We start from the raw sequence: 21,774 nt of genomic DNA on the forward strand, positions 1-21,774 counted from the left end.
AGGAGACACACACCATGAAGATCGAAGGACAAGCAGCACTCGTCACCGGCGGCGCATCGGGCCTCGGTGAAGCCACCGCGCGCGAACTCTCGCGGCTGGGCGCCAAGGTGGCCGTGCTCGACCGCAATGCGGAGCTCGCCGAAAAGGTGGCTTCGGAGATCGGTGGCGTGGCGTGTGTCTGCGACATCACCGACACCGAGAGCGTCAATGCCGCGCTCGACAAGGCCGCGGCGGCGCACGGCCCCGCGCGCATTCTCATGAACGTGGCCGGCATCGGCAGCGCGAAGCGCATCGTCGGCAAGGACGGCAACCCGGCGCCGCTCGAAGACTTCGTGCGCGTGGTCAATATCAACTTGATCGGCGGCTACAACATGGCGCGCCTGTTCGCAGCGCGCTGCGCCAAGCTCGATGCGCTCGACAACGGCGAAAAGGGTGTGATGCTCTTTACCGCGTCGGTGGCGGCCTTCGACGGCCAGGTGGGCCAGCAGGCCTACAGCGCATCGAAGGGCGGCCTGGTCGGCATGACGCTGCCGATGGCGCGCGACCTGGCGCAGCACGCCATTCGCGTGTGCACCGTGGCGCCGGGCCTCTTTGCCACGCCGCTCCTGATGGAGCTGCCCGAAGCCGTGCAGCAATCGCTGGCTGCATCTATTCCGTTTCCGCCGCGCCTGGGCAAGCCTTCGGAATTCGCCGAGCTGGCCTGCCACATCGTGACCAACGGGCATTTGAACGGCGAAGTGATTCGCCTCGACGGCGCCTTGCGCATGGCGCCGCGCTGATTCCAGCCCCTCGAAAAAATACAGGAGACAAGACCATGACCAATCGACGTCAGTTCGTGACAGCACTCGGCGGCGCAGCCGCATTCGGCGCCCTGCATCCGCTTGCCGCACTCGCCCAAGCCGTGCAGCAAGCAAAGATCTACTACGGCTTTCCGGCCGGCAGCGCGGGCGACAGCGTGGCCCGGCGCGTGGCCGAGAAGCTCGGCGATACGCCGTTCTCGAAGACCAATGCTGTGGTCGAGAACAAGCCCGGCGCCGGCGGTCGCATTGCGCTCGAAACGCTCAAGACTTCGGTAGCCGACGGCTCGGTGCTGTGCCTCGCGCAGGCCTCCGCGCTGTCGACCTACCCGCACATCTATACCAAGCTGAGCTACGGCCTTGCCGATTTCGCGCCCGTTTCCATCGGCGCCGTCATGACGCACGGCCTGGCGGTCGGACCGATGGTGCCGGCCACTGTGAAGACGCTGAAAGACTACATCGCCTGGGCCAAGGCCAACCCCGGCCAGGCCAGCTATGGCTCGCCGGGCGCGGGCTCGACGCCGCACTTCCTCGGTGCGCTGCTCGGCCTGAACAGCGGCACCGACCTGCGCCACATTCCCTACCGCGGCTCACTGCCCGCCATCAACGACGTGGTGGGCGGGCAGATCGCATCGAGCATGACGCCGGTGGGCGACTACCTGCCCTTCGCCAAGGCCGGCAAGCTGCGCGTGCTCGCCACCTCGGGTGCGCAGCGCGTGGCCTACCTGCCCGACGTGCCCACCTTCGTCGAGCAGGGCTTTCCGGAAATTGTGGCCGACGAATGGTTCGGCTTTTTCGTGCCCGCCAAGACGCCGGCCAGCGTCGTCGCCGCCGCCAGCACCGCGATCCAGGCTGCCCTCAAGGACAAGACCGTGGCCGATGGCCTGCTGTCGGTCGGCCTCATCGCGCACGGCTCCTCACCCGAAGACATGAAGAAATCGCTTCAGTCCGAATACGAACGCTGGGGCCCGCTGGTCAAGAAGATCGGCTTCACCGCCGAATCCTGATCCTCTGTTCCTGATATCTCGATGGATTACCGCCCCCGCCCCGAAGACAGCCGATTCATCCTGAACGCGGTGCTCGATGCGCCTGTGCGGCTGGGCGCGCTCGCGCCCTTTGCCGAAGTCGACGAGGCGCTGCAGGCCCAGGTGCTGGAGGAAGCCGCCCGCTTCGTGGCCGAGGCGGTGGCGCCATCGAACCGGGGTGGAGACGAGATCGGCTGCCGTTTCAGCCAAGGCGAAGTCACCACGCCGCCAGGCTTTCGCGAGGCCTACCGGGCACTGGTCGACGGCGGCTGGCCCAGCCTTTCGGCGGCGCCGGAAGACGGAGGCCAAGGTTTGCCGACCGTGCTCGAAGCCGTCCTCTTCGAATGGCTGAGCGCGGCAAACCACGGGTTCACCATGGCACCCGGGCTTCTGCACGGCGCCTATGCCTGCCTCAAGCACCACGGCAGCGACGAACTGAAGGCCCGCTACCTTTCGAAGATCGCCACCGGCGAATGGCTCGCCACCATGTGCCTGACCGAAGCCCACGCAGGCAGCGACCTGGGCCAGGTGCGCACGCGCGCCGTGCCGCAGGCCGACGGCAGCTTTCGCGTGAGCGGCGGCAAGATCTTCATTTCAGGCGGTGAGCACGACCTGACGCCGAACATCGTGCACCTGGTGCTCTGCCGCTTGCCCGATGCGCCCGCCGGGCCCAAGGGCCTGTCGCTGGTGTTGGTGCCCAAGCAGCTGGAAGACGGCACGCGCAACGCGGTGCACTGCGAACGGATCGAAGAAAAAATGGGCCTGCACGGCAGCCCGACCTGCGTCATGCGCTTCGACGGAGCCACGGGCTGGCTGGTCGGCGAGGCGGGCCGCGGCCTGGCCGCGATGTTCGTGATGATGAACGCGGCGCGCCTGCATGTGGCGCTGCAGGGCGTCGGCCTGCTCGATGCCGCCTGGCAGAAGGCCGACGCCTACGCCGCGGAGCGCCGCCAGATGCGCGCGCCCGGCACAGTGCCCGCAAGCCGAGGCAGCGAAGCCGCCGACCTGATCGCCGAACATCCAGCCATCCGGCGCATTCTGGATACGCAACGCGCCTGGGTCGAAGCCGGGCGCACGCTCGCCTACCGCACCGCGCTGATGCTCGACGTGGCCATGCACGATGCCAACGCCAAGGCGCGCGACCGCGCGCAGCGCTGGTGCTCGCTGGTCACCCCGGTCCTGAAGGCCGCCTGCACGCAGCAGGCATTCCATGGCGCGAGCGAATGCCTCCAGGTGTTCGGCGGCCACGGCTATGTGCGCGAATGGGGCATCGAGCAGATCGTGCGCGATGCACGCGTCACCATGATCTACGAGGGCACCAACGAGATCCAGGCGATCGACCTGCTGGTGCGCAAGGTGCTGCCCGACGCCGGCGCCGCCATGTCGGCCGTGCTGCTCGAACTGCGCGACACGCTCGACGCCTCTCGGGAGGCCGATGCCGACGTGCAGCGGCGGCTCGCGCAGCTGCGCTACCTGGGCACCACCATTGCCATGGCCGCGCATGCCAACCCCGTGCTGCCCTATGAAGTGGCCGACGACTACCTGCGCGTGGTGATGCTCACCCTGATGGCCTGGGCCTGGGCGCGCATCGATGCGGCCGAGACACCCGATGCGGAACGCGCCGCCAGGGCCGGCCCCGCCGCGGCATTCCGGCGCTGGGTGCTGCCCGAGTTCGAAATGCGGCTGGGCATCGTCAAGCGCGCCTGCGAAGGCGTTGCCATGTCGCACGACGCTGCAAAAACCTCCGGTACTTAAAGCTGACGGAACCCCGACTGGGCCGGCCGCGGGTTACGCTCGGGCCATGCCTCGTCCATCCAAAAACAGTTCCGCCAAGGCAGAGCCGGCAGCGCCTGGCAACGGCAAGTCCGACCGGCTCGACGCCCGCATGCTCGAAGCCCTGGTCGGCTATAACGCGCGCCGCGCCTGGCTGATCATCAGCGGCGTATTCGCCGAACGCATGGCGCCCTACGGACTCAAGCAGATCGACTTTTCGGTGCTCTCGCTGCTGGCGCACAACCCGGGCGCCACGTCGCGCCAGCTGTGCAACACGCTCGACATACTGCCGCCCAACCTGGTGAGCCTGGTGGCCACGCTGGACAGCCGCGGACTCATCGAGCGCAAGCCGCATCCGCACGACGGCCGCGCCGTCGGCCTGCATCTCACCGAAGCGGGCGACAAGCTGATCCGCGAGGCCGAGCAGACGGTGATGCAGCTCGAGGCCGATGCCAGCGCACGGCTCACAGCGCGCGAGCGCGAAACGCTGATCCGGCTGCTGCAGAAGATCTACCTGTAGCCCTCCGCCTCCGGGGAGCTGCAGCTAGAGGCCGCGCTCCACCATGTCGATCAGGCGCTGCCCGAGCGCGTGGGCCGCTTCGGCGCCAATGCCTTTCAGCGGCCCGTCGATGATCAGCAGTGCCAGCCCGTGCACGGCCGACCAGGCCAGGTACTCGGCATCAGGCCGGCGCGAAGCCTCGAGCGCGCCCGCCTCCACGAGCCGGTCGATCGCGGCGCCCAGCAGCTGAAACGGCCCCATCCCGCTGGCGCCCACGCTCGCCGGGCCCACCTCGCCTTCGGCATCTTCGGACGAGACCACGAAAGCCGTGCGAAAAAGCCCCGGCTCGGCCTGCGCGAAACGCAGGTAGGCCGTGCCGATGGCCCGCACCTGCGCCCGCGCGAAGTCCAGCGGCGGCTGTTCGCGGGGCAGCACCGCCAGTTCCTTTTCCATGGAGACGGCGGCCGCCGAGAGCGCGGCCGCCCGCACCGCCAGCAGCAGTTCCCGCCGGCTTGCAAAGTGCCTGTACGCCGCGTTGGGCACCACGCCCGCGCGCCGCGTCACCTCGCGCAGCGCCACCGCATCGGGGCCGCCGTCGCGCGCCAGCTCCACGCCCGCTTCGAGCAGCGCCCGTCGCAAGTCGCCATGCCGGTAGGTACTTCGGGCGGCAGGCGGAACGGGGGCGGGCGGAACGACGGGGGGGCTCATCGGAATCTCCATGTGGACAGTGTCCATTATGTCTGCTATTCTTTGTGGACGGTGTACACAAACTAGGTATTCCGTATTCGCGCAGGTCTTCTGCGCACCCTTTCTCCTCAGTCCAAAGGATCTGCCATGAAAGTCCAGTCTTATCTGTCGTTCGAAGGCCGCTGCGACGAAGCCATCGCGTTCTACAAGAAGGCGCTCGGCGCCGAAGTCGTGCAGCTCATGCGCTACAGCGATGCGCCCGAAATGCCGGCGGGCGAAGCCGAAGCAGGTTGCGCCGGCGGCATGCCCGCCGCCGACAAGGTGATGCATTCCGTCTTGCGCATCGGCGAAACCGAGCTGATGGCTTCCGACGGACGGTGTTCCGGTCAGGCGGAATTCAAGGGCATCATGCTCGCCCTCAGCGCCAGCACAGACGCCGAGGCGCGCCAATGGTTCGACGCGCTGGCCGATGGCGGCCAGGTGATGCAGCCGCTGACGCCGACGTTTTTCAGCTCCAGCTTCGGCATGCTCACCGACCGCTTCGGCATCGGCTGGATGCTGGTGGTGGACTCACAAAAGTAACCGCCGAAAGGAAACACCATGTCTCCCATCCACGCTTACCTCACGTTCGACGGCAATGCAGCCGAAGCCATGCGCTTCTACGAGAAGACGCTCGGCGGCACCATGCAGATGATGATGACCATCGGCGAAGCGCCCGATACCGGGCAGATGCCGGACGACGTCAAGAAGCGCATCATGCATGCGTCCCTTGCCTACGGCGACGGCATGCTCATGGCCTCCGACACCATGCCCGGACAGACCTACGAAGGCATGAAGGGCTTCGGCGTTGCGCTGACGCTCGAGACCGTTGCCGAAGCGCGCCGCGTGTTCGACGCCTTCGCCGAAGGTGGCACCGTCTCCATGCCTTTCGAGAAAACCTTCTGGGTCGAAGGCTTCGGCATGGTGACCGACCGCTTCGGCACGCCGTGGCTCATCAACGGCGGCAAGCCGCTGGTCTGAATCCGCGTCACTCGCAAGCTGCAGGGAATCACTCTTCATGACCGACACACTCGACAACAACCGCAAGCGCTGGCTCGCATTGATGGTGCTGTGCCTTGGCGTGCTGATGATCGTGCTCGACACCACGATCGTGAACGTGGCGCTGCCTTCGATCCGCACCGACCTGGGCTTTACCGAGACCTCGCTGGTCTGGGTGGTGAACGCCTACATGCTGACCTTCGGCGGCTTCCTGCTGCTGGGCGGGCGGCTCGGCGACCTGTATGGGCACCGCAGGCTCTTCCTCATCGGCCTTGTGCTCTTCACGCTTGCGTCGCTGGCCTGCGGCATTGCCAATTCGCAAGGCGTGCTGATTGCGGCGCGCGCGGTGCAGGGGCTGGGCGGCGCGGTGGTTTCGGCCGTCTCGCTCTCGCTGATCATGAACCTGTTCACCGAACCGGCCGACCGCGCGAAGGCGATGGGCGTGTACGGCTTCGTTTGCGCGGGCGGCGGCAGTATCGGCGTGCTGCTGGGCGGCCTGCTCACGAGCTCGCTGAGCTGGCACTGGATCTTTCTGGTGAACCTGCCGATCGGCGTGGCGGTGTATGCGCTGTGCGTGGCGCTGCTGCCCAACGCGCGCGGCCAGGCGCACGGCGAAAAGCTCGACGTGGCGGGCGCCGTCACCGTCACGCTGTCGCTCATGCTCGCGGTCTACGGCGTGGTCAACGGCAACGAAGCCGGCTGGGGCTCCACGCAAACGCTGGGCCTGCTCGGCGCTGCGGTGGTGCTGCTCGCGATCTTCATCACCATCGAGGCACGCGTGCAGCATCCGCTGATGCCGCTGGGCCTCTTTCGCCTGCGCAGCGTGTCGGTCGCCAACGTGGTGGGCGTGCTGTGGGCGGCGGCAATGTTCGCGTGGTTCTTCATTTCCGCGCTCTACATGCAGCTGGTGCTGAACTACACGCCGATGCAGATCGGCCTCGCCTTCCTGCCGGCCAACATCATCATGGCGGTGTTCTCGCTCGGCCTCTCGGCCAGGCTGGTGATGCGCTTCGGCATCCGCAAGCCGCTTGCGGCCGGGCTCTGGCTCGCGGCCATCGGTCTTGCGCTCTTCGCGCGTGCGCCGGTCAACGGCAGCTTCGTCGTGGACGTGCTGCCCGGGATGATGCTGCTCGGCCTGGGCGCGGGCATGGCATTCAACCCGGTGCTGCTCGCGGCCATGAGCGAGGTCGACCCGGCCGATTCGGGCCTGGCCTCGGGCGTGGTGAACACCGCCTTCATGATGGGCGGCGCACTCGGCCTTGCCGTGCTGGCCAGTGCCGCCGCGGCGCGCACCGGCTCCATGCAGGCAGCCGGGGCGCAGTTGCCTCTTGCCCTCACCGGCGGCTACAACCTTGCGTTTCTTGTCGGCGCCGTGTTTGCGGCGCTGGCGGGATTGCTCGGGGCATTGCTGCTTCGCACCGCATCTCCGGGGTCGACTCAGAACGACAAGAACAACAGCAACAACATCAACAACGAAGAGGCCGCGGCATCCGCAAGCACGGCAAACCGTGCGGCGGCATCTTGAGGGCACGCCCGTTCGGCGGCCCGCTTTTCTTTTCTACTTTCCTTTTCTTTCAAGGAGACTTCCAATGGCTCGCTATGTCGATGGCTTTCTCGTTCCCGTTCCCTCGAACAACGTCGAGGCTTACCGCAAGCTCGCGCGCAAGGCCGGCAAGATCTGGATGGAATACGGCGCGCTCGAATACGTGGAGTGCATTGCCGACGATGTGAAGCCCGGCAAGCTCACTTCGTTTCCGCAGAGCGTGAAGCAGAAGGCGGACGAAACGGTGGCGTTCTCGTGGATCGTCTACAAGTCGCGCAAGCACCGCGACACGGTCAACGCCAAGGTCATGGCCGACCCGCGCATTGCCGCGATGGACCCGAAGACCATGCCCTTCGATGCGAAGCGGATGATCTTCGGCGGGTTCAAGTCGATCGTCGAGTTCTGACCGGGCGCGCCGGGCTCAGGCAAGAAACCCGTCGTAGACGAGCTTGAGCCCGGTCAGCAGCATGCCGAGGTACAGGAAGCGGTAGAACCATGTGGCGCTGATACGCCGCGCAATGCGAATGCCGACCCACACGCCGAGCGGCGCAAGAGGCATCAGCACCGCCGATGTGGCCAGGGTGCGCAGGTCGATGAGGCCGAGCCAGGCGTACGGAATCCACTTGCTCAGGTTCACCACGAAGAAGAAGTAGGCCATGGTGGCCGTGAACACCACCGGCTTGAGCCGCAGCGGGATTACATAGGCGTTGATGGGCGGCCCGCCGGCGTGGGCAATGAAGCTCGTGAAACCCGAGACCGCGGTGAGCGCCGCGCCCACGGCGCGCGAAGGCAGCGGGTCGTCCGGCTTGGGCGGAAACACCAGCCGCTGCGCAAGAAACAGCAGCGTGAACACGCCGACGATGCCCGCCACGGTGGGGGCCGAAAGCGTTCGGAACAAGAGCGTGCCGATGACCGTGCCGAGCAGCCCGAACGGAACCAGGAACTTGAGCAGCGCCCGGTCGAAGTCGCGCCGGAAGGCGGCAATCCCGAGCAAGTCCATCAACAGCAGCAGCGGCATCAGGATGGCCGCGGCCTGCGGCACCGTGACCGCGAGCGCCATCAGCGGCACCGCGAGCGAACCGAAGCCGGCGCCGAACCCGCTCTTGCTGATGCCGAGCAACAGCACGGCCGGAACGGCAACCGCATAGAAGTGCGGATCGGTGATGACAGGAAAGAGCATGGGAAGGCTGCGCAGAAAAAGCCCGCCGTGTGGCGGCGCAGAAAAAAGCCCGCCGTGTGGCGGGCGGTGCAAGCGTAGCAGGACGGCGCCGGGCCTGCAGGATTCTTCGGGCACCTGTGCAAACGTGTGCGTAAACGCACAGCCGTGCCGGCCGCGGCTGCGCACACTGGAACTGCAACCGCCGCACTCCGCGGCGGGCTTCAACATTCCTCAAGGATCTGCCATGAACACCCAGGCCGTAGCCGCCGACTCCGCGCGTGCGCCGATCGCATCTTCGTTCGCTTCTCCCTCGCCCGCCACGCTGGACGATTCCGGCAAGCTGCTGCTGCGCGTGGCCATCGGCGTGCTGGTGCTGCTGCACGGTATTTTCAAGATTTCGGCCGGCGTGGGCTTCGTCAGCGCCATGCTGGTGAAGGCCGGCCTGCCGGGCGGGCTGGCCTACCTGGTATACGTGGGCGAGATCGTGGCGCCTCTGCTCATGATTGCCGGCTTCTGGACCCGCGCCGCCGCCGGCGTGGTCGTCATCAACATGCTCGCGGCCTTTGGCCTGGTGCACATGGCCGACCTGTTCGCCCTGACCAAGCAGGGTGGCTGGGCGCTGGAACTGCAGGGCCTGTACCTGTTCGGCGCGCTGGCCGTGGTGCTGCTGGGTGCGGGCCGCTTCAGCCTGGGCGGTTTGCGCGGCCGCTGGAACTGATCCGGCCAGGCCGCTGGCTCAACCCGCGTCGCCGCGCACTTGCGACACCATGCGCTCGAGCCGCGCGGCGTCGGCCACCAGCAGGGCCTTGCCGTCCTTGCGCAGCACGCCGCTGCGTACCAGCACATTGAGTTCGCGCGTCACCTGCTCGCGGTTGGTGCTGATCTGGCTGGCCAGGGCCGCGTGCTTGGGCGCCGGGTCGAGCCTCGACTGGTTGCCTTCCACGCCCGCGATTCGTGCGAGCCGCAGCAGCTCGGCATGCAGGCGGTTCTGCACACCCAGCGTGCTCAGGTCGATCACGCGTTCCGACAGCTGTCGCACCAGTGAAGCGAGCCGCTGCATCACGCGCTCGGCCACCACCGGCTCGTCGCGCAGCAGCGCCATGAAGGAAAGCCGGTCGAGGCTGGCGAGGACGCTGGGTTCGAGGGTGACCACGTCGGCGGAGCGCGGCCCGCCGTCAAGGGCGGCAATGTCGCCGAAGTGCTCGCCGGCTTCCGAATCCCTGAAAGTCACCTGCCGTCCGTTGGCCGAATAAGTGGTCACCCGCACCCGCCCCGAGACCAGCAGGAACACGTCGCCTTGCTGCTCGGCGCGCAGCAGCAGCGGCTTGCCGGCCTCCACGCTGTGCCACAGGCACTGCTGCGCGAGCAGGTCCAGGCGCTGGTCGGAAAGCCCCTCGAGCAGCGCGATGCGGCGCAGCGCAAGGCTGGAACGAAGAGTGGTCGAAGGAGTGGTTGGGGCCATGCCGGGTGAGAGGGGCGCGCGCATTATGCTCGGGTGCCCCTTCGAACCCGTTCATGGACAGACGTTCCCCCCAAGCCCTTTTTTTGCCGAGACTGCCGACCCGGCGCAATCTCCGCTGGGCGAGCGGGCTGGTGCTGATGGCCTATGTGACGGCGCATTTGCTCAACCATTCGCTGGGCATCGTCTCCTTTGCCGCGGCCGAGACGGTGCTGCGCGGCGTGCAGCACTTCTGGCACAGCCTGCCGGGCACGCTGCTGCTGTACGGTGCCGCCACCGTTCACCTGGCGCTTGCCGTGGCCGCGCTGTGGGAGCGCCGCACGCTGCGCATGCCGCCGCTGGAGGGCCTGCGCATTCTGCTGGGCTTCGCGCTGCCGCTGCTGCTGATCGCCCACGTGACGGCCATGCGCGGCGCCTACCAGGCTTACGGCATCGAAGGTTCCTATGCGCGCGTGGTTTGGGGCCGGTGGAACCTGCCGGGCGCCACGGCGCAGTTCACCATGATGTTCGCGGCCTGGATCCACGGCTGCATCGGCATGCACTTTGCGCTGCGGGCACGGCCGGGCTACCGCCGCTTCTCCCATCTGCTGCTTGCCTTGGCAGTCGTGCTGCCCCTTGCCGCGGCGATGGGTTTCGTCTCCATGGGACGCGAGTTCCAGTGGACCGGCGTGCCGCCCGCGGTGGTGCCGAACGCGGCCCAGGGCCGCACGCTCGACGCCGTGGAAACCGGCATCGAGGTCTTCTACGCACTTGGCCTGGCCGCCCTGCTGGCGGCGTTTGGAGCACGCCACTGGCTGGCGCGCCGGCCGCGCGGGCTTTCGGTTTCGCTGCGCTATCCGGGCCGCACGGTACAAGTGCCGCGCGGCTGGAGCGTGCTGGAAGCGAGCCGCTCGCACGGCATCGCCCATCTTTCGGTGTGCGGCGGGCGGGCGCGCTGCTCGACCTGCCGCGTGCGCGTGCTCGGCCCTGCCGAACACATCGGCGAGCCGGGCCGTGACGAGCAGCGAACGCTGGAGCGCGTGCGTGCGCCCGGCGACGTGCGGCTGGCCTGCCAGCTGCGGCCCCGCGGCGACATCGAGGTCACTCCGCTGTTTGCGCCACCGCCCAACGGCGGCCGGCCCGCGCCGGTCAGCAGCTTCGGACGCGAGCGCGACGTGGCCATCCTGTTCGTGGACCTGCGGCGCTGGTCGGGCTTGTCGGAGCGGCAATGGCCATTCGACCTGGCCTATGTGCTCGACCGCTACTTTGCGACGGTGGGTGCCGCCGTGCGCGAAAGCGGCGGCGTGCCTAACCAGTTCATCGGCGACAGCGTGATGGCGATCTTCGGACTCGAGACCGACCTGCCCACCGCATGCCGCCAGGCGCTACGCGCGACCGAGCTCATCGGCGAGCGCATGGACGCCTGGAGCGAAGGCTTCGAGGCCCAGTTCGGCCAGCGGCTGGACTTTGGCATGGGCCTGCACGCCGGGCGCGCGGCAGTGGGCGAAGTGGGCTACCTCGACACGACCACCTTCACCGCCATCGGCGAAGTGGTCAACACGGCAAGCCGGCTGCAGGACCATTCCAAGGCCGCCGCATCGCGACTGGTGGTTTCGCTGTTCGCGGCGCAGCAGGCCGGCCTGGCGCACCCCGCGGAGCAGGTCGATACGCTGGTGGTGCGCGGGCGCTCCGAACCACTTGCGGTGATCTGTTCGCAGCACGCCCCCTTGGCAGCGCCCCTGTAGCAGTTGCCAAAAGCGGTGCGCAAACGCACAGCGCAGGCTGCGGCGCGGTTTCACACTGCATCTGTGGCAACGACGAATGTCCGCCGACCACACCACTTTCAGTCAAGGGGACTCTCACCATGAACACGAAGCAACTCATCGCCGTTTCCGCCGCCGCACTCGCCATGCTGGGCGCCGCGGGTGCACATGCCGAAACCTACGAAGGCGTGCAGGCCCTCACGTCGTACGCCAACCGTGCGGACGTGCAGGCCGAAGCCGTGGCCGCTGCGCGCGGCGGCAACACGTATTCGGACAGCGCCGCCGAGGGCGTGGTGGCCGTCCAATCCACGCTCGACCGCAACGCGGTGCGCGCCCAGGCCGTGGCCGCCGCGCACGATCCGCTGCAAAGCCTGGACCGCCGCGCCTTCTATCGCGACCAGGTGCCATCGGCTTACAGCAAGCCCGCCGTTTCGTTCACGCAGCAAGCCGGCCTGTAAGGCAACCGCTCAGGCCCGCGCCACCTTCACGGTGGCCGCGCCAGCGGCTTCTTCGATGGCATAGCGCACCGGCAGAAAGCGCTCGATCACCGCGCAATTGGTTCGCGTGTGCTCCGTTACCTCGCTGCAGGTGAAGGCGGCCGCACCGCCGCTTTGCCATGTCGCCAGGCCCAGCAGCAGCGCCAACTGGTCGGCCAAGTGCGGCCCCACGGCCGCCTGGCTCTTCTGGAAGTCGCGCAGCTCCCTCACCAGCGCATGCGCCACCTGCTCTGCGCTGAGCGTCTTTTCGCCGAAGGCCGTGAAAACCTCGGTCGCGTGCTCGTAGGCCAGCGTGGCGAGCAGCGCGTTGCCCGGCCCTTCGTTCTGCCGCGCCGTGCCGACGCGCAGTTGCTCGCCCGACCAGCCCATCGCCTTGCCCAGCGTTTCCAGCTCGCGCGCGGCAATGTGCCGTGCGAGCCCCGGCGCCAGGCACTCGGCGTGGCCCGACAGCAATGCGCCGCGCTCGACCAGGTCGAAGGGCTTCAGCCCATCGGCCGACGGAACGATGGTCACGTCGACCTCGCCGCCGCCGGCGGGATAAAAGCCGCAGCGGCGCAGCACCAGTTGCAGGTCCGCGCCCAGGCGGCGCACCAGCGGCGCAAAGGCGCGCTCCAGAAAGTGGAACGGCGGCGCCATTGGGTTGTGCGTGCCGCCGCGCAGCTGCACTCGGCTCGGCGTGCCGGCCAGCAGCAGCGGCGGCAGTACCGTTTGAAGCACCAGCATGCAGCTGCCCGCGCTCGCAATCGTGAAGCTGTAGTCGCCCGCACGCACCGGACCGGGCACGAAGCGCAGCGATTGCGATCCGAGCTCGGCCCCTTCGACCTGCGCGCCGCTGATCTCGGCCGCCGCGTTGACGCACGCGAGATGCTGCCGCATCAGGCCCGGCTTGGCGCGGCCCGCGCGAATCTTCTCGATGGAGACGGGCTGGCCCGTTGCCACCGACAGCGCGAGGCTGGTGCGCAGGATCTGGCCTCCGCCCTCGCCTTGAGAGCCGTCGAGTTCAATCATGCGCGGCCTCCTTTCTTCACTGCGGACGCGGCCGCGTCGAAGCGCAGCACGGTCTCGCAAAGAAACGCATCGAGCCCGGTGCCATCGGCCTGCGGCAGCGGCGTGACAGGTTCGGCTGCGTTGGCCGCCAGTTCGCTTTCGATAAACGCGTGAATGCCCGGCCAGCGCGGGCTGGTCGCCGCTTCGCCGGCGCGCATCTTCACTTCGAGCAGCGCGTTGATTTCTTCGATCAGCGCGGTGTCGCGCACGGGGTCGAGCGTTTTCTGCGCCAGGTCGGCAAAGCGCATCGGCGGCACCCCGGGCTGCGTGCGGATCCACCGCGCGGCCAGCAGCGGGCGCAGCACATAGAGGTATTTCTTGTAGCGCACCTCGTCGGCCTGCAGGTGCTCGCGGAAGTTCTTCTTTGCCATCGACGCGTAGTGATGCCAGCCGCGCGCGTTGGAGAACACCGCTTCGGAGAGCGCACGAAAACGCGGCATGGCCGCTTCGTCTTCGCGGTACACGACCGGCGAGCGCAGCCATTCGAGCAGCGTGGGGTTCGACTCGCGCATGAGGCCCAGCGCCTTGCGCAGGTCCCAGCCGTTCACGTCGAGGTCGCCACTGATCGGCAGCTCGATCACGTCACGCCGCGGGGTGACCGTGAGGTACCACGGCAGACGGTTCACGTAGATGAAGCGCACGTCGTAGTCGCTGTCGGGCGAGGCAAAGCCCCAGCCGCGGCTGCCGGATTCGCAGGCGAACAGCACCGTGACGTCGTGGCGCGTTTCGATGTCGCGCAGGGCATCCATGATCTGCACGCGCATGGCGGGATCGATGGGGTGCGCCGAGCGCAGGAATTCTTCTTTGTTGCTCATGAATAAAAATCTTCTTCTAGCCGCCGGATGTTCTCATTCATCCGATCGGGCACGGGTGACAGCCACGTTGCCGGCGCTGTCGAGTTCAAAAACGTCCAGGTCGTTGGCCAGGAATGCGTTGCCGCGGTAGTGGGCCTGGGTCTCCACCATCAACGCGGCCACGCCCTCTTCGTTCTGATGGCGCGGACTCACGTGCGTCAGCACCAGGTTGGGCACTTTGGCGGACTGCGCAAACTCCGCCAGCAGGCGCGCGGAGCTGTGCATGGGGCCGGGCCCGACCTTGTCGAGCGCTTCCTGCGTGTAGGTGGCCTCGTGCACCAGCAGTTGCGCACCTTCGCAGGCCGCGCGCAGCAGCGCGGGCTCGGCGTTGTCGCCTCCCAGCACAGCGCTTGCCGTGTCGATTTGCGTCTCGGCAAAGTCGGCACTGCGCAGCACCGCGCCGTTGAAAGGTACGTCTTCGCCGTTCTGCAGCGCGCGCCATGCGGGCCCGGGCGGCAGGCCGGCCGCACGCAAGGCGTCGGCCTTGAGCCGCACGCGCCGGGTTTGCACCTGCACGCGGTAGGCGTGGCTGGGCACCCGGTGCCGCAGCCCATGGCGCTCGATGCGCAGGCCCGGGGCTTCGTAGACCAGCGCCTCGGTTTCCAGATCGACATGCTCCACTTCGTACGGCAGATGCAGGTCCGTCAACCGGTGCGTGGTTTCGAACCACTGCCACACCGGCAGCGGCGCGACCAGCTTCAGCGGCTTGGTGCGCTTGCCCATGCCCGCGCTGGCGAGCAGGCCCGGCAAGCCGTAGCAATGGTCGCCGTGCACGTGCGTGATGCAGACCGCCGCCATGTCATGCAAGGACAGCCGCGTCTGCTGCAGCCGGTGCTGCGTGCCTTCGCCGCAATCGACAAGGAACCAGTCGGTGCCGAGCACGGTCTGCACCGCAAGGCCGGAGACGTTGCGCTGGCGCGTGGGGACTCCTGAGGACGTGCCCAGGAAGGTGAGCTTCAACATTCCCCGCTCTCCTCCTCGGCCCGGCGCGCCAGTGCCTTCGTTGCGGCATCCGCTGCTTCGCGTTCCCACGTTCCGTAGCTGCTCGTGCGGTTCGCTGCAAATGCCTGCAGCCGCTCGACCTGCTCGGGCCCGCCCCACTTACCCATGACTTCGATGGCGACTACGCGGAGGCTCCGCCACTTGCTTTGCAGGGCAGCTTCCACTTGCGCGAGCGCGTCGGCGCCAGGCTTTTGCACCGCAAGCGCGCGCAACCGGGCCACCTCCTCACCCAGCAGGTTGGCGCCTTCGTTCCGAAGCGCCGCATCACGCAAGGCGCGACGGGCCTGCCGGCATGCACGGCATCGCACGGCGTGGCTGTACACCGAGCCTTGCGCAACCTCATGCCACCACTTCTGCTGCTTTGCCGTCCACACCTCCTGGGCGCGGCAATCGCGGCAGGTGAAAGCCTGGTCGAGGTAGAAATCCGGCACCTCGCCGAAGGTGGTGTTGTAGTGCGCAAGCCGCGACTTGTCGGCCATGACCATGCCAGGCACGAGTCCGCCCGCCGAGAGCTGACGGGCGTCCTGCGTGCGCAGCTGCGCCTTCAGCGCGGCGGCGCGTTCGAGGCGGTGCGCCTTGATTTCGGCGCGGCGTTGCTTGTTGCTTTTCACGGTCAGAACCTCGCGCCGGAGATATCCCTCATCGACGCCGTATTGCACTCATCCTCTCCAAAGCTTCATGCGCAATCAATTGCTCATTGGCCATGACCGCTGCTTGTGCCAATGAACTCAGCGCTATCGAATCGACGAACTCCAAGATGCTCTCCACCTGCTCAGGCTCCTGACGCGCACAAATCTCCTCGTCGTTCCACTGCTGAAGAAGCTGCGCGATTCCTGTGTGCGTCAGATCGCATAGCTCGGAATAGTGCGCCCGATGGAAAGCCGACAGGATGTCAGGAGGGAGCTCGTCCGCGACTTCCAATGCAGCTACGATTTCTTTCTGAGGCGGCGGACTCCCGCCTGCAAGAAATGCCGCGACCGCCTCGTCCCCGGCAGCTCGGCTCAGCCACATCCCGCGGATGTAGGCATCCCAAGCACAACGCAAAAGTGCAGTTGCGGGCGCAATGAGACCTTCCTGATAAAGGCGCGAAACAGCGGCTTGGTGTTGCCACACTACGTAGTAGCAGGTAGCGGCGAACTCACTTCGGCCGTCTCTAACAACGCCGATGCCATCGAATTTCGATGCAATCCAATCCGCAATGTCACGGCTCTTTTTCAGTCGTTCATTCATTTTTACCCCTTCACGCAAACCACCTGCTTGAGCGTGTAAACCACCTCCACCAGGTCCTTCTGCGCTTCCATCACCGCGTCGATGTCCTTGTAGGCCATCGGAATCTCGTCGATCACGTCGGCGTCCTTGCGGCATTCGACGCCCTCGGTCGCGGCGATCTGGTCGGCAATGGTGAAGAGCTTCTTCGCCTTGGTGCGGCTCATCTTGCGGCCGGCACCGTGGCTGCAGCTCATGAAGCTCTCGGGGTTGCCCTTTCCGCGCACGATGTAGCTCTTGGCCCCCATGCTGCCTGGAATGATCCCGAGTTCGCCGGCCTTCGCGCTCACCGCACCCTTGCGCGTGACGAGCACGTCTTCGCCGAAGTGCGTTTCGCGGCTCACATAGTTGTGGTGGCAGTTCACCGCTTCCACATGCGCCTCGAACGGCTTTGCGATGACCTTGCGCGCGGCCGCGACCACGCGCTGCATCATCACCTCGCGGTTGGCACGCGCGAACTTCTGCGCCCAGCCCACCGCGCGCACGTAGTCGCCGAAGTACTTGGCGCCCTCCTCGAAGTACGCCAGGTCCTGGTCGGGCAGGTTGCGCTGGTGCAGCTCGGCGTCCTTCTTCGCGAGTTCGATGAAGTGCGTGCCGATGGCATTGCCCACGCCGCGCGAACCCGAGTGCAGCATGAACCACACCGCGCCCGCCTCGTCGAGGCACACCTCGATGAAGTGGTTGCCGGTACCCAGCGTGCCCAGGTGCTTGTGGTTGTTGGTGTTCTTCAGGCGCGGGTAGTCCTCGCAGATCAGGTCGAACTCATCCACCAGCCTGGCCCAGGCCGCATCGGTTTCGTCGGGCGGCGTTTCCCACGAGCCCTTGTCGCGGCCCATGCGCTTGGGGTTCGATCCGTGCGGCACGGCCTTTTCGATGGCCGAGCGCAGCGGGCCCAGGTTGTCGGGCAGGTCGCGCGCGTTCAGCGTGGTCTTGCACGCCATCATTCCGCAGCCGATGTCCACGCCCACCGCGGCCGGGATGATGGCCTTGAAGGTCGGAATCACCGAGCCCACGGTCGCGCCGATGCCGTAGTGCACGTCGGGCATGGCCGCGATGTGCTTGAACACGATGGGCAGGCGCGCCGCGTTCTCGAGCTGCTTCTGCGCCTCGTCTTCCACGGGCACGCCGTTCGTCCACATCTTGACCGGGACGCCGTTGGCTACTTCATGCAGTTTGTAGTTCTGTTCCATATTCTTTTCTCTCCGACTGTCTATCTATCTATTCTTACGACTGATGGTGGACACGGTGGGATTCGAACCCACATCAATACGGCGACCATGGTGTTTGAGTCCGATGGCCCAGTCGACGATTGGAAACGCGCGCCAGTGGCAGACCCGTCATCTGAGCCAGCACCTGCATCCTCAACCTTGCTCGTCAACCGGCTGGCCCGCCGCATCCGGTGCTACCCGGACTGCCGGCAATAACAACATTTTTGGCAGTGGCGCTCCCTTCTGTGCCTGCGTGCCCGATATACAAAAAAGAGGTGACGAGGAGCGACGGGTTGTGTACTGAGCTATCTGCCGAAACAGACCGGGGATTGAACCCGGGACCTTCACGGCCAAGACCATGACGCTCTATCCTGTAAACCCGCCTGCATTCACCTCAAAACAAAAAAAGCAGCGACAAAAATCGACGAAACGTTTTCGTGCTCTAACCACTGAGCTACGGTCTTTCGACCGGCGGGATTCGAACCCGCGACCCCGAGCGTTGAAGGCTGTAGTTCCGCCAGCATTCGCTGCAAAAAACAGTGCGACGAGGATGGCAAGACGTAGACCACGCCGGAGAACCGGCGCCGGGAGTCGAACCCTGGTCGCACCAATGTAGTCCTGCCTGCATTCGCACAAAACCGCTCTCATCCCCGTTCGGCGACAAACAATCGATGCGAGGAAGAACATGGTTGGATGTACTCGCATCTGCATTCGCCGAACGACGACGTTCAATTCATTTCGAGTCGGGCACCACAGGCCGAAGCCTGGGGCGTCCTCTCTTTTTCTTCTCTCAGATCGAAGTCTCTTCGATCACACCCACCCAGTGCTCGGCGCCCAGGCCGCCCGCGGCATACACCGCCAGCAGCTTGAACACTTCGTCGCTGAAGCCGCCGATGTTCAGCACATCGTCGCGCTCCTGCGCCTGGGTGGTCGCATAGGGCTGGATGTCGATGCACACCAGCCGCGCCTTCGGATTGCGCTGCTTGAACGCCTCCCACTCCTGCATGGTCGCGGTTCCACGGCCACGTGCAGCATCGGCCCACGATTCGTTGTCCGACACCAGCACCACCAGATCGGCTTGCGCCTTCTCCTTGTTCAGCAGCGCCAGCGGCGCGCTGCAAGAAGTTCCGCCGCCGCCCACCGCCGCCAGCTTGGCCGCGTTGGTCATCACCGAATCGCGTGGATTCAGCTTCAGCGGCACCACCTTCGTTTCGAAGGGCAGCACACGCGCATCCGCATTGCGGCGCAGCACGGCGGCAGCCACCAGCGCGGCCACGTCGATGCAGCGCACCGCCGAAGTCGCCGAACCGCGGTGGCCCGTCACCGGCGAGCTCATCGAGCCCGACACGTCGGGGCACACCACCACACGGCCCTCGAACACCGGCACGTTGGCCAGCGCGAGTTCCATCGCGTCCTGCAGCGCTTCCTTCACTGCAACCGGCACCTCGGCGCCTGTTGCGGTGTAGGCCGCCATCAGCTGGTACGGCAGCACGCGTGCCTTGGCCACGGCCTGCGGGTCACGCAGCTTGGCAGCCACCGCTTCCGCGAGGCCGGGCAGCTCGAACACGCCATGGCGGGCGAAGGTGTTCAGGTTCTGACGCACCATCTGCCACGATCCGCGCTGCGCGATCTGCGCCCAGGCCTGGGCGTCCAGCTCCAGCGCGGTCAGCATCTGGAATGGCACGTCGGGCACCGGTTGTGTCCGGTCGCGCTTGAAGCGTTCGAAAGCCTGCGTCACCGGAGGCAGCGCCTCCAGCGCATACGGACGATCGATCAGCCATGCGAACCATGCGGCGCGCCAGGCTTCGGCGGGCTTGGGGTGAACCATCTTCACCACGTCGGCCAGCGACGGCGTGTTGCCCACGGCGGCATTGAGCAGCTGCGCCTCGGTCGCATCGAGCAGCCATTGCTGCACAAGCTTCTTCGGACGCGTGCCGAGCGACTTGCGGCCCACCGCGCCGCTGCGCAGCATCTGCACGAAGTTGCGCAGCATCTTGCCGTTGTCGACCACGCGACCGAACACCTTGGCGAGCAGCGCCACGTCGCGCACGGCGAGCGTGGCGGCCAACAGCGCGGGCATGTCCTTCATGTGGCCGGCAGAGCGTGCATACACGGCCGTCTTGGCGACGAACACCGGATCGACTTCACGGGCCAGCGCCAGCACGGTGTCGAGCTGGTCCTGCGCCTGTGCATAGAAGGTGCTGTTCAGGCAGCCGGTGGCCGCGAGCTGCGCCAGCTGGTGCTTGGGCGACAGCACGTAGGCCGCGCCGCCCGCTTCGTTGAGCGTATTGGCCAAAGGCAGCAGTGCGCCGCGCAGGCTCTGGAAGAGTTGAAGGTTGACCATGTGACTTCTCCTTGTGGCGTTCTTTTTGTTCGTTCGCTTTATTGAATGTGTGATCCTTATTGCAACGGGTGTGCCAGCCAGCAGCCTCGTAGCGCCAGCCGAATTTAAGTTGTTGATTTAAAAAAGATTTTTCTGTTTTCCTGCTGCCCACACCAAATTCAGCAGACTCAAACGGACAGCAGTTCTTATAATTTTGGATAGTCATTTATCCAGATAATGAAGAAATCCACCGTCGTCATCGGTTTCCTCGGCACCCAGCTCGACGCCGGCCAAGGCACAGGCCGCTGGGAAAAATGGCGCCCGACCATCTCTCTTGCGCAGCACGAGGACATGGTCATCTCGCGCATGGAGCTGCTCTACACGCTCAAGCACAAGGCGCTGGCCGAGGTGGTCAAGGCCGACATCGCCACCGTCTCGCCGGAGACCACCGTCAACCTGGTGCCGCTCGACCTGGCGGACCCGTGGGATTTCGGCGAGGTGTACGCGCGCCTCTACGACTGGGCGCGCACCTACACCTTCGACACCGAACGCGAGCAGTACTGGACGCACATCACCACCGGCACGCACGTGGCGCAGATCTGCATGTTCCTGCTGGCCGAATCGCGGGTGATTCCGGGCGTGCTGGCGCAGACCTCGCCGCCCAAGCGGCAGCGCGCGGGCAACCCGGGCGAAGTAGCGCTGATCGACCTCGACCTGTCGCGCTACGACGCGATTGCGCGGCGCTTCGATGCCGAGCAGCGCGATGCGGTGGCCTTCCTGAAGAGCGGCATCGCCACGCGCAATGCGCGCTTCAATGCGCTCATCGACGAGATCGAACGCGTGGCGGTGCGATCGCGCGCGCCGATCTTGCTGGTGGGGCCGACCGGTGCGGGCAAGTCCTTCCTGGCGCGGCGCATGTTCGAACTGAAGCAGGCGCGGCACCAGATGACGGGGCCGTTCGTGGAAGTGAACTGCGCCACGCTGCGGGGCGACGGCGCCGCGTCCACATTGTTCGGCCACAAGAAGGGCGCGTTCACCGGCGCGGCGGGCGAGCGCGCGGGCCTGCTGCGCACTGCGCACCAGGGCGCGCTTTTTCTGGACGAGATCGGCGAGCTCGGCCTCGACGAACAGGCGATGCTGCTCAAGGCCATCGAAGAGAAGCGTTTCTTCCCGGTGGGCGCCGACAAGGAAGTGGAGAGCGACTTCCAGCTCATTGCCGGTACCAACCGCGACTTGCGCAGCGACGTGGCGGCCGGTCGCTTTCGCGAAGACCTGTTCGCGCGCATCAATCTCTGGACCTATGACCTGCCGGGCCTGGCAAAGCGGCCGGAAGACATCGAGCCCAACCTCGACCACCTGCTGGCCATTCACGCGGCCGAAAACAACCGCGTGGTGCGCTTCAACGCCGAGGCCCGCGCCGCCTACCTGCGGTTTGCGCAAAGCGCCGAGGCGCTGTGGTGCGGCAACTTTCGCGACCTGTCGGCCAGCGTGACGCGGCTCGCCACGCTGGCGGACGGCGGGCGCATTCCGGTCGCGCTGGTCGAAGCCGAGATTGCACGGCTTCGTTGGCTATGGAACCGCGAGAGCCCGAAAACCGATGGCAGTGGCGCCGAGGACGTGGACCTCGACGCATTGCTGGGCGATGAACGCGCGGCGGCGCTCGACCTGTTCGACCGGCTGCAATTGGAGGCGGTGGTGCGCGTGTGCCGTGAATCGCGCAGCCTGTCGGACGCGGGGCGGCAGCTTTTCCAGGCGTCGCGCGCGCAGCGCAGCGTGGTGAACGATGCCGACCGGCTCCGAAAGTACCTTGCGAAGCATGGGCTCGAGTGGAGCCGCATTGCCGCGGGCTGAGCTA

The 21,774-nt window shown here is 66.4% G+C and carries 22 protein-coding genes; 12 read left to right on the plus strand and 10 right to left on the minus strand.

The genetic code is table 11. The annotated features are described in order from the left end of the window. The first annotated feature begins 14 nt into the window (after nucleotides 1-14). The 4 genes from M0765_RS04650 to M0765_RS04665 are packed head-to-tail and all read left to right on the plus strand — an operon-like array spanning nucleotide 15 to nucleotide 4,115. Nucleotides 15-779, plus strand: a complete 765-nt coding sequence (locus M0765_RS04650) for an SDR family NAD(P)-dependent oxidoreductase (RefSeq protein ID WP_126747082.1) — start codon at nucleotides 15-17, stop codon at nucleotides 777-779. A 35-nt stretch (nucleotides 780-814) separates the two neighbouring features. Continuing rightward, entirely contained in the window at nucleotides 815-1,804 is a 990-nt protein-coding gene (locus M0765_RS04655; protein ID WP_258502282.1) for a Bug family tripartite tricarboxylate transporter substrate binding protein, read from the plus strand. A gap of 21 nt (nucleotides 1,805-1,825) precedes the next feature. Beyond that, entirely contained in the window at nucleotides 1,826-3,577 is a 1,752-nt protein-coding gene (locus tag M0765_RS04660; RefSeq protein WP_258502283.1) for an acyl-CoA dehydrogenase family protein, read from the plus strand. Nucleotides 3,578-3,623: 46 nt separating this feature from the next. Then, entirely contained in the window at nucleotides 3,624-4,115 is a 492-nt protein-coding gene (locus tag M0765_RS04665) for a MarR family winged helix-turn-helix transcriptional regulator (protein WP_258502284.1), read from the plus strand. Between the two features lie 24 nt (nucleotides 4,116-4,139). Here M0765_RS04665 and M0765_RS04670 read toward each other — a convergent pair whose 3' ends face one another. Beyond that, a complete protein-coding gene (locus M0765_RS04670; RefSeq protein WP_258502285.1) occupies nucleotides 4,140-4,802 on the minus strand; it encodes a TetR/AcrR family transcriptional regulator in 663 nt (220 codons plus the stop codon). Nucleotides 4,803-4,928: 126 nt separating this feature from the next. Here M0765_RS04670 and M0765_RS04675 point away from each other — a divergent pair, with 126 nt between their 5' ends. The 4 genes from M0765_RS04675 to M0765_RS04690 all read left to right on the plus strand — a co-directional run bounded on the left by M0765_RS04675 (nucleotide 4,929) and on the right by M0765_RS04690 (nucleotide 7,768). Beyond that, a complete protein-coding gene (locus tag M0765_RS04675; protein WP_126747087.1) occupies nucleotides 4,929-5,363 on the plus strand; it encodes a VOC family protein in 435 nt (144 codons plus the stop codon). Between the two features lie 18 nt (nucleotides 5,364-5,381). Beyond that, nucleotides 5,382-5,801: a VOC family protein gene (locus M0765_RS04680; protein ID WP_258502286.1), complete on the plus strand. Its 420-nt coding sequence runs from the start codon at nucleotides 5,382-5,384 to the stop codon at nucleotides 5,799-5,801. Between the two features lie 37 nt (nucleotides 5,802-5,838). Next, the gene (locus M0765_RS04685; protein WP_258502287.1) at nucleotides 5,839-7,344 is read left to right on the plus strand and encodes a DHA2 family efflux MFS transporter permease subunit; all 1,506 of its coding nucleotides are present in this window, start codon (nucleotides 5,839-5,841) and stop codon (nucleotides 7,342-7,344) included. Nucleotides 7,345-7,408: 64 nt separating this feature from the next. After that, a complete protein-coding gene (locus M0765_RS04690; RefSeq protein WP_157615781.1) occupies nucleotides 7,409-7,768 on the plus strand; it encodes a DUF1428 domain-containing protein in 360 nt (119 codons plus the stop codon). Nucleotides 7,769-7,783: 15 nt separating this feature from the next. On the opposite strand, the gene M0765_RS04695 is transcribed toward M0765_RS04690, so the two are convergent. Continuing rightward, entirely contained in the window at nucleotides 7,784-8,542 is a 759-nt protein-coding gene (locus tag M0765_RS04695; protein ID WP_258502288.1) for a sulfite exporter TauE/SafE family protein, read from the minus strand. Between the two features lie 223 nt (nucleotides 8,543-8,765). On the opposite strand from M0765_RS04695, the gene M0765_RS04700 reads away from it, so the two are divergent. Further along, a complete protein-coding gene (locus M0765_RS04700; RefSeq protein WP_258502289.1) occupies nucleotides 8,766-9,239 on the plus strand; it encodes a DoxX family protein in 474 nt (157 codons plus the stop codon). An 18-nt stretch (nucleotides 9,240-9,257) separates the two neighbouring features. Here M0765_RS04700 and M0765_RS04705 read toward each other — a convergent pair whose 3' ends face one another. Next, nucleotides 9,258-10,007, minus strand: coding sequence for a Crp/Fnr family transcriptional regulator (locus tag M0765_RS04705; RefSeq protein WP_258502292.1), 750 nt, complete (start codon nucleotides 10,005-10,007; stop codon nucleotides 9,258-9,260). 29 nt (nucleotides 10,008-10,036) lie between these two features. Between M0765_RS04705 and M0765_RS04710 the strand changes: the two genes are divergently transcribed. Further along, entirely contained in the window at nucleotides 10,037-11,704 is a 1,668-nt protein-coding gene (locus M0765_RS04710; RefSeq protein WP_258502293.1) for an adenylate/guanylate cyclase domain-containing protein, read from the plus strand. Nucleotides 11,705-11,823: 119 nt separating this feature from the next. Further along, entirely contained in the window at nucleotides 11,824-12,180 is a 357-nt protein-coding gene (locus tag M0765_RS04715; protein ID WP_126747094.1) for an alpha/beta hydrolase, read from the plus strand. A gap of 9 nt (nucleotides 12,181-12,189) precedes the next feature. Here M0765_RS04715 and rtcA read toward each other — a convergent pair whose 3' ends face one another. From rtcA to M0765_RS04750, 7 genes are all read right to left on the minus strand, one after another. Further along, on the minus strand, nucleotides 12,190-13,227 hold the full coding sequence (gene rtcA / locus M0765_RS04720) for an RNA 3'-terminal phosphate cyclase (protein ID WP_258502296.1): 1,038 nt from the start codon (nucleotides 13,225-13,227) through the stop codon (nucleotides 12,190-12,192). Continuing rightward, complete coding sequence (locus tag M0765_RS04725; protein ID WP_258502297.1) at nucleotides 13,224-14,081, minus strand: nucleotidyltransferase domain-containing protein; 858 nt, start codon at nucleotides 14,079-14,081, stop codon at nucleotides 13,224-13,226. The genes rtcA and M0765_RS04725 overlap by 4 nt, the downstream gene beginning before the upstream one ends. Before the next feature lie 33 nt (nucleotides 14,082-14,114). After that, complete coding sequence (locus M0765_RS04730; RefSeq protein WP_258502298.1) at nucleotides 14,115-15,083, minus strand: ribonuclease Z; 969 nt, start codon at nucleotides 15,081-15,083, stop codon at nucleotides 14,115-14,117. Then, the gene (locus M0765_RS04735) at nucleotides 15,077-15,781 is read right to left on the minus strand and encodes a zinc-ribbon domain-containing protein (protein ID WP_258502299.1); all 705 of its coding nucleotides are present in this window, start codon (nucleotides 15,779-15,781) and stop codon (nucleotides 15,077-15,079) included. The genes M0765_RS04730 and M0765_RS04735 overlap by 7 nt, the downstream gene beginning before the upstream one ends. Next, nucleotides 15,762-16,352, minus strand: a complete 591-nt coding sequence (locus M0765_RS04740) for a DUF6988 family protein (RefSeq protein ID WP_258502300.1) — start codon at nucleotides 16,350-16,352, stop codon at nucleotides 15,762-15,764. Before M0765_RS04740 ends, M0765_RS04735 begins: the two co-directional genes overlap by 20 nt. Before the next feature lie 2 nt (nucleotides 16,353-16,354). Continuing rightward, the gene (locus M0765_RS04745) at nucleotides 16,355-17,578 is read right to left on the minus strand and encodes an RtcB family protein (protein ID WP_126747099.1); all 1,224 of its coding nucleotides are present in this window, start codon (nucleotides 17,576-17,578) and stop codon (nucleotides 16,355-16,357) included. A gap of 808 nt (nucleotides 17,579-18,386) precedes the next feature. Further along, a complete protein-coding gene (locus M0765_RS04750; RefSeq protein ID WP_258502301.1) occupies nucleotides 18,387-19,940 on the minus strand; it encodes a vWA domain-containing protein in 1,554 nt (517 codons plus the stop codon). A 216-nt stretch (nucleotides 19,941-20,156) separates the two neighbouring features. On the opposite strand from M0765_RS04750, the gene rtcR reads away from it, so the two are divergent. Further along, complete coding sequence (rtcR, locus tag M0765_RS04755; protein WP_258502302.1) at nucleotides 20,157-21,770, plus strand: RNA repair transcriptional activator RtcR; 1,614 nt, start codon at nucleotides 20,157-20,159, stop codon at nucleotides 21,768-21,770. Nucleotides 21,771-21,774 lie beyond the last annotated feature (4 nt).

The organism is Variovorax sp. S12S4 (assembly GCF_023195515.1).
Taxonomy (GTDB): Bacteria; Pseudomonadota; Gammaproteobacteria; order Burkholderiales; family Burkholderiaceae_C; genus Variovorax.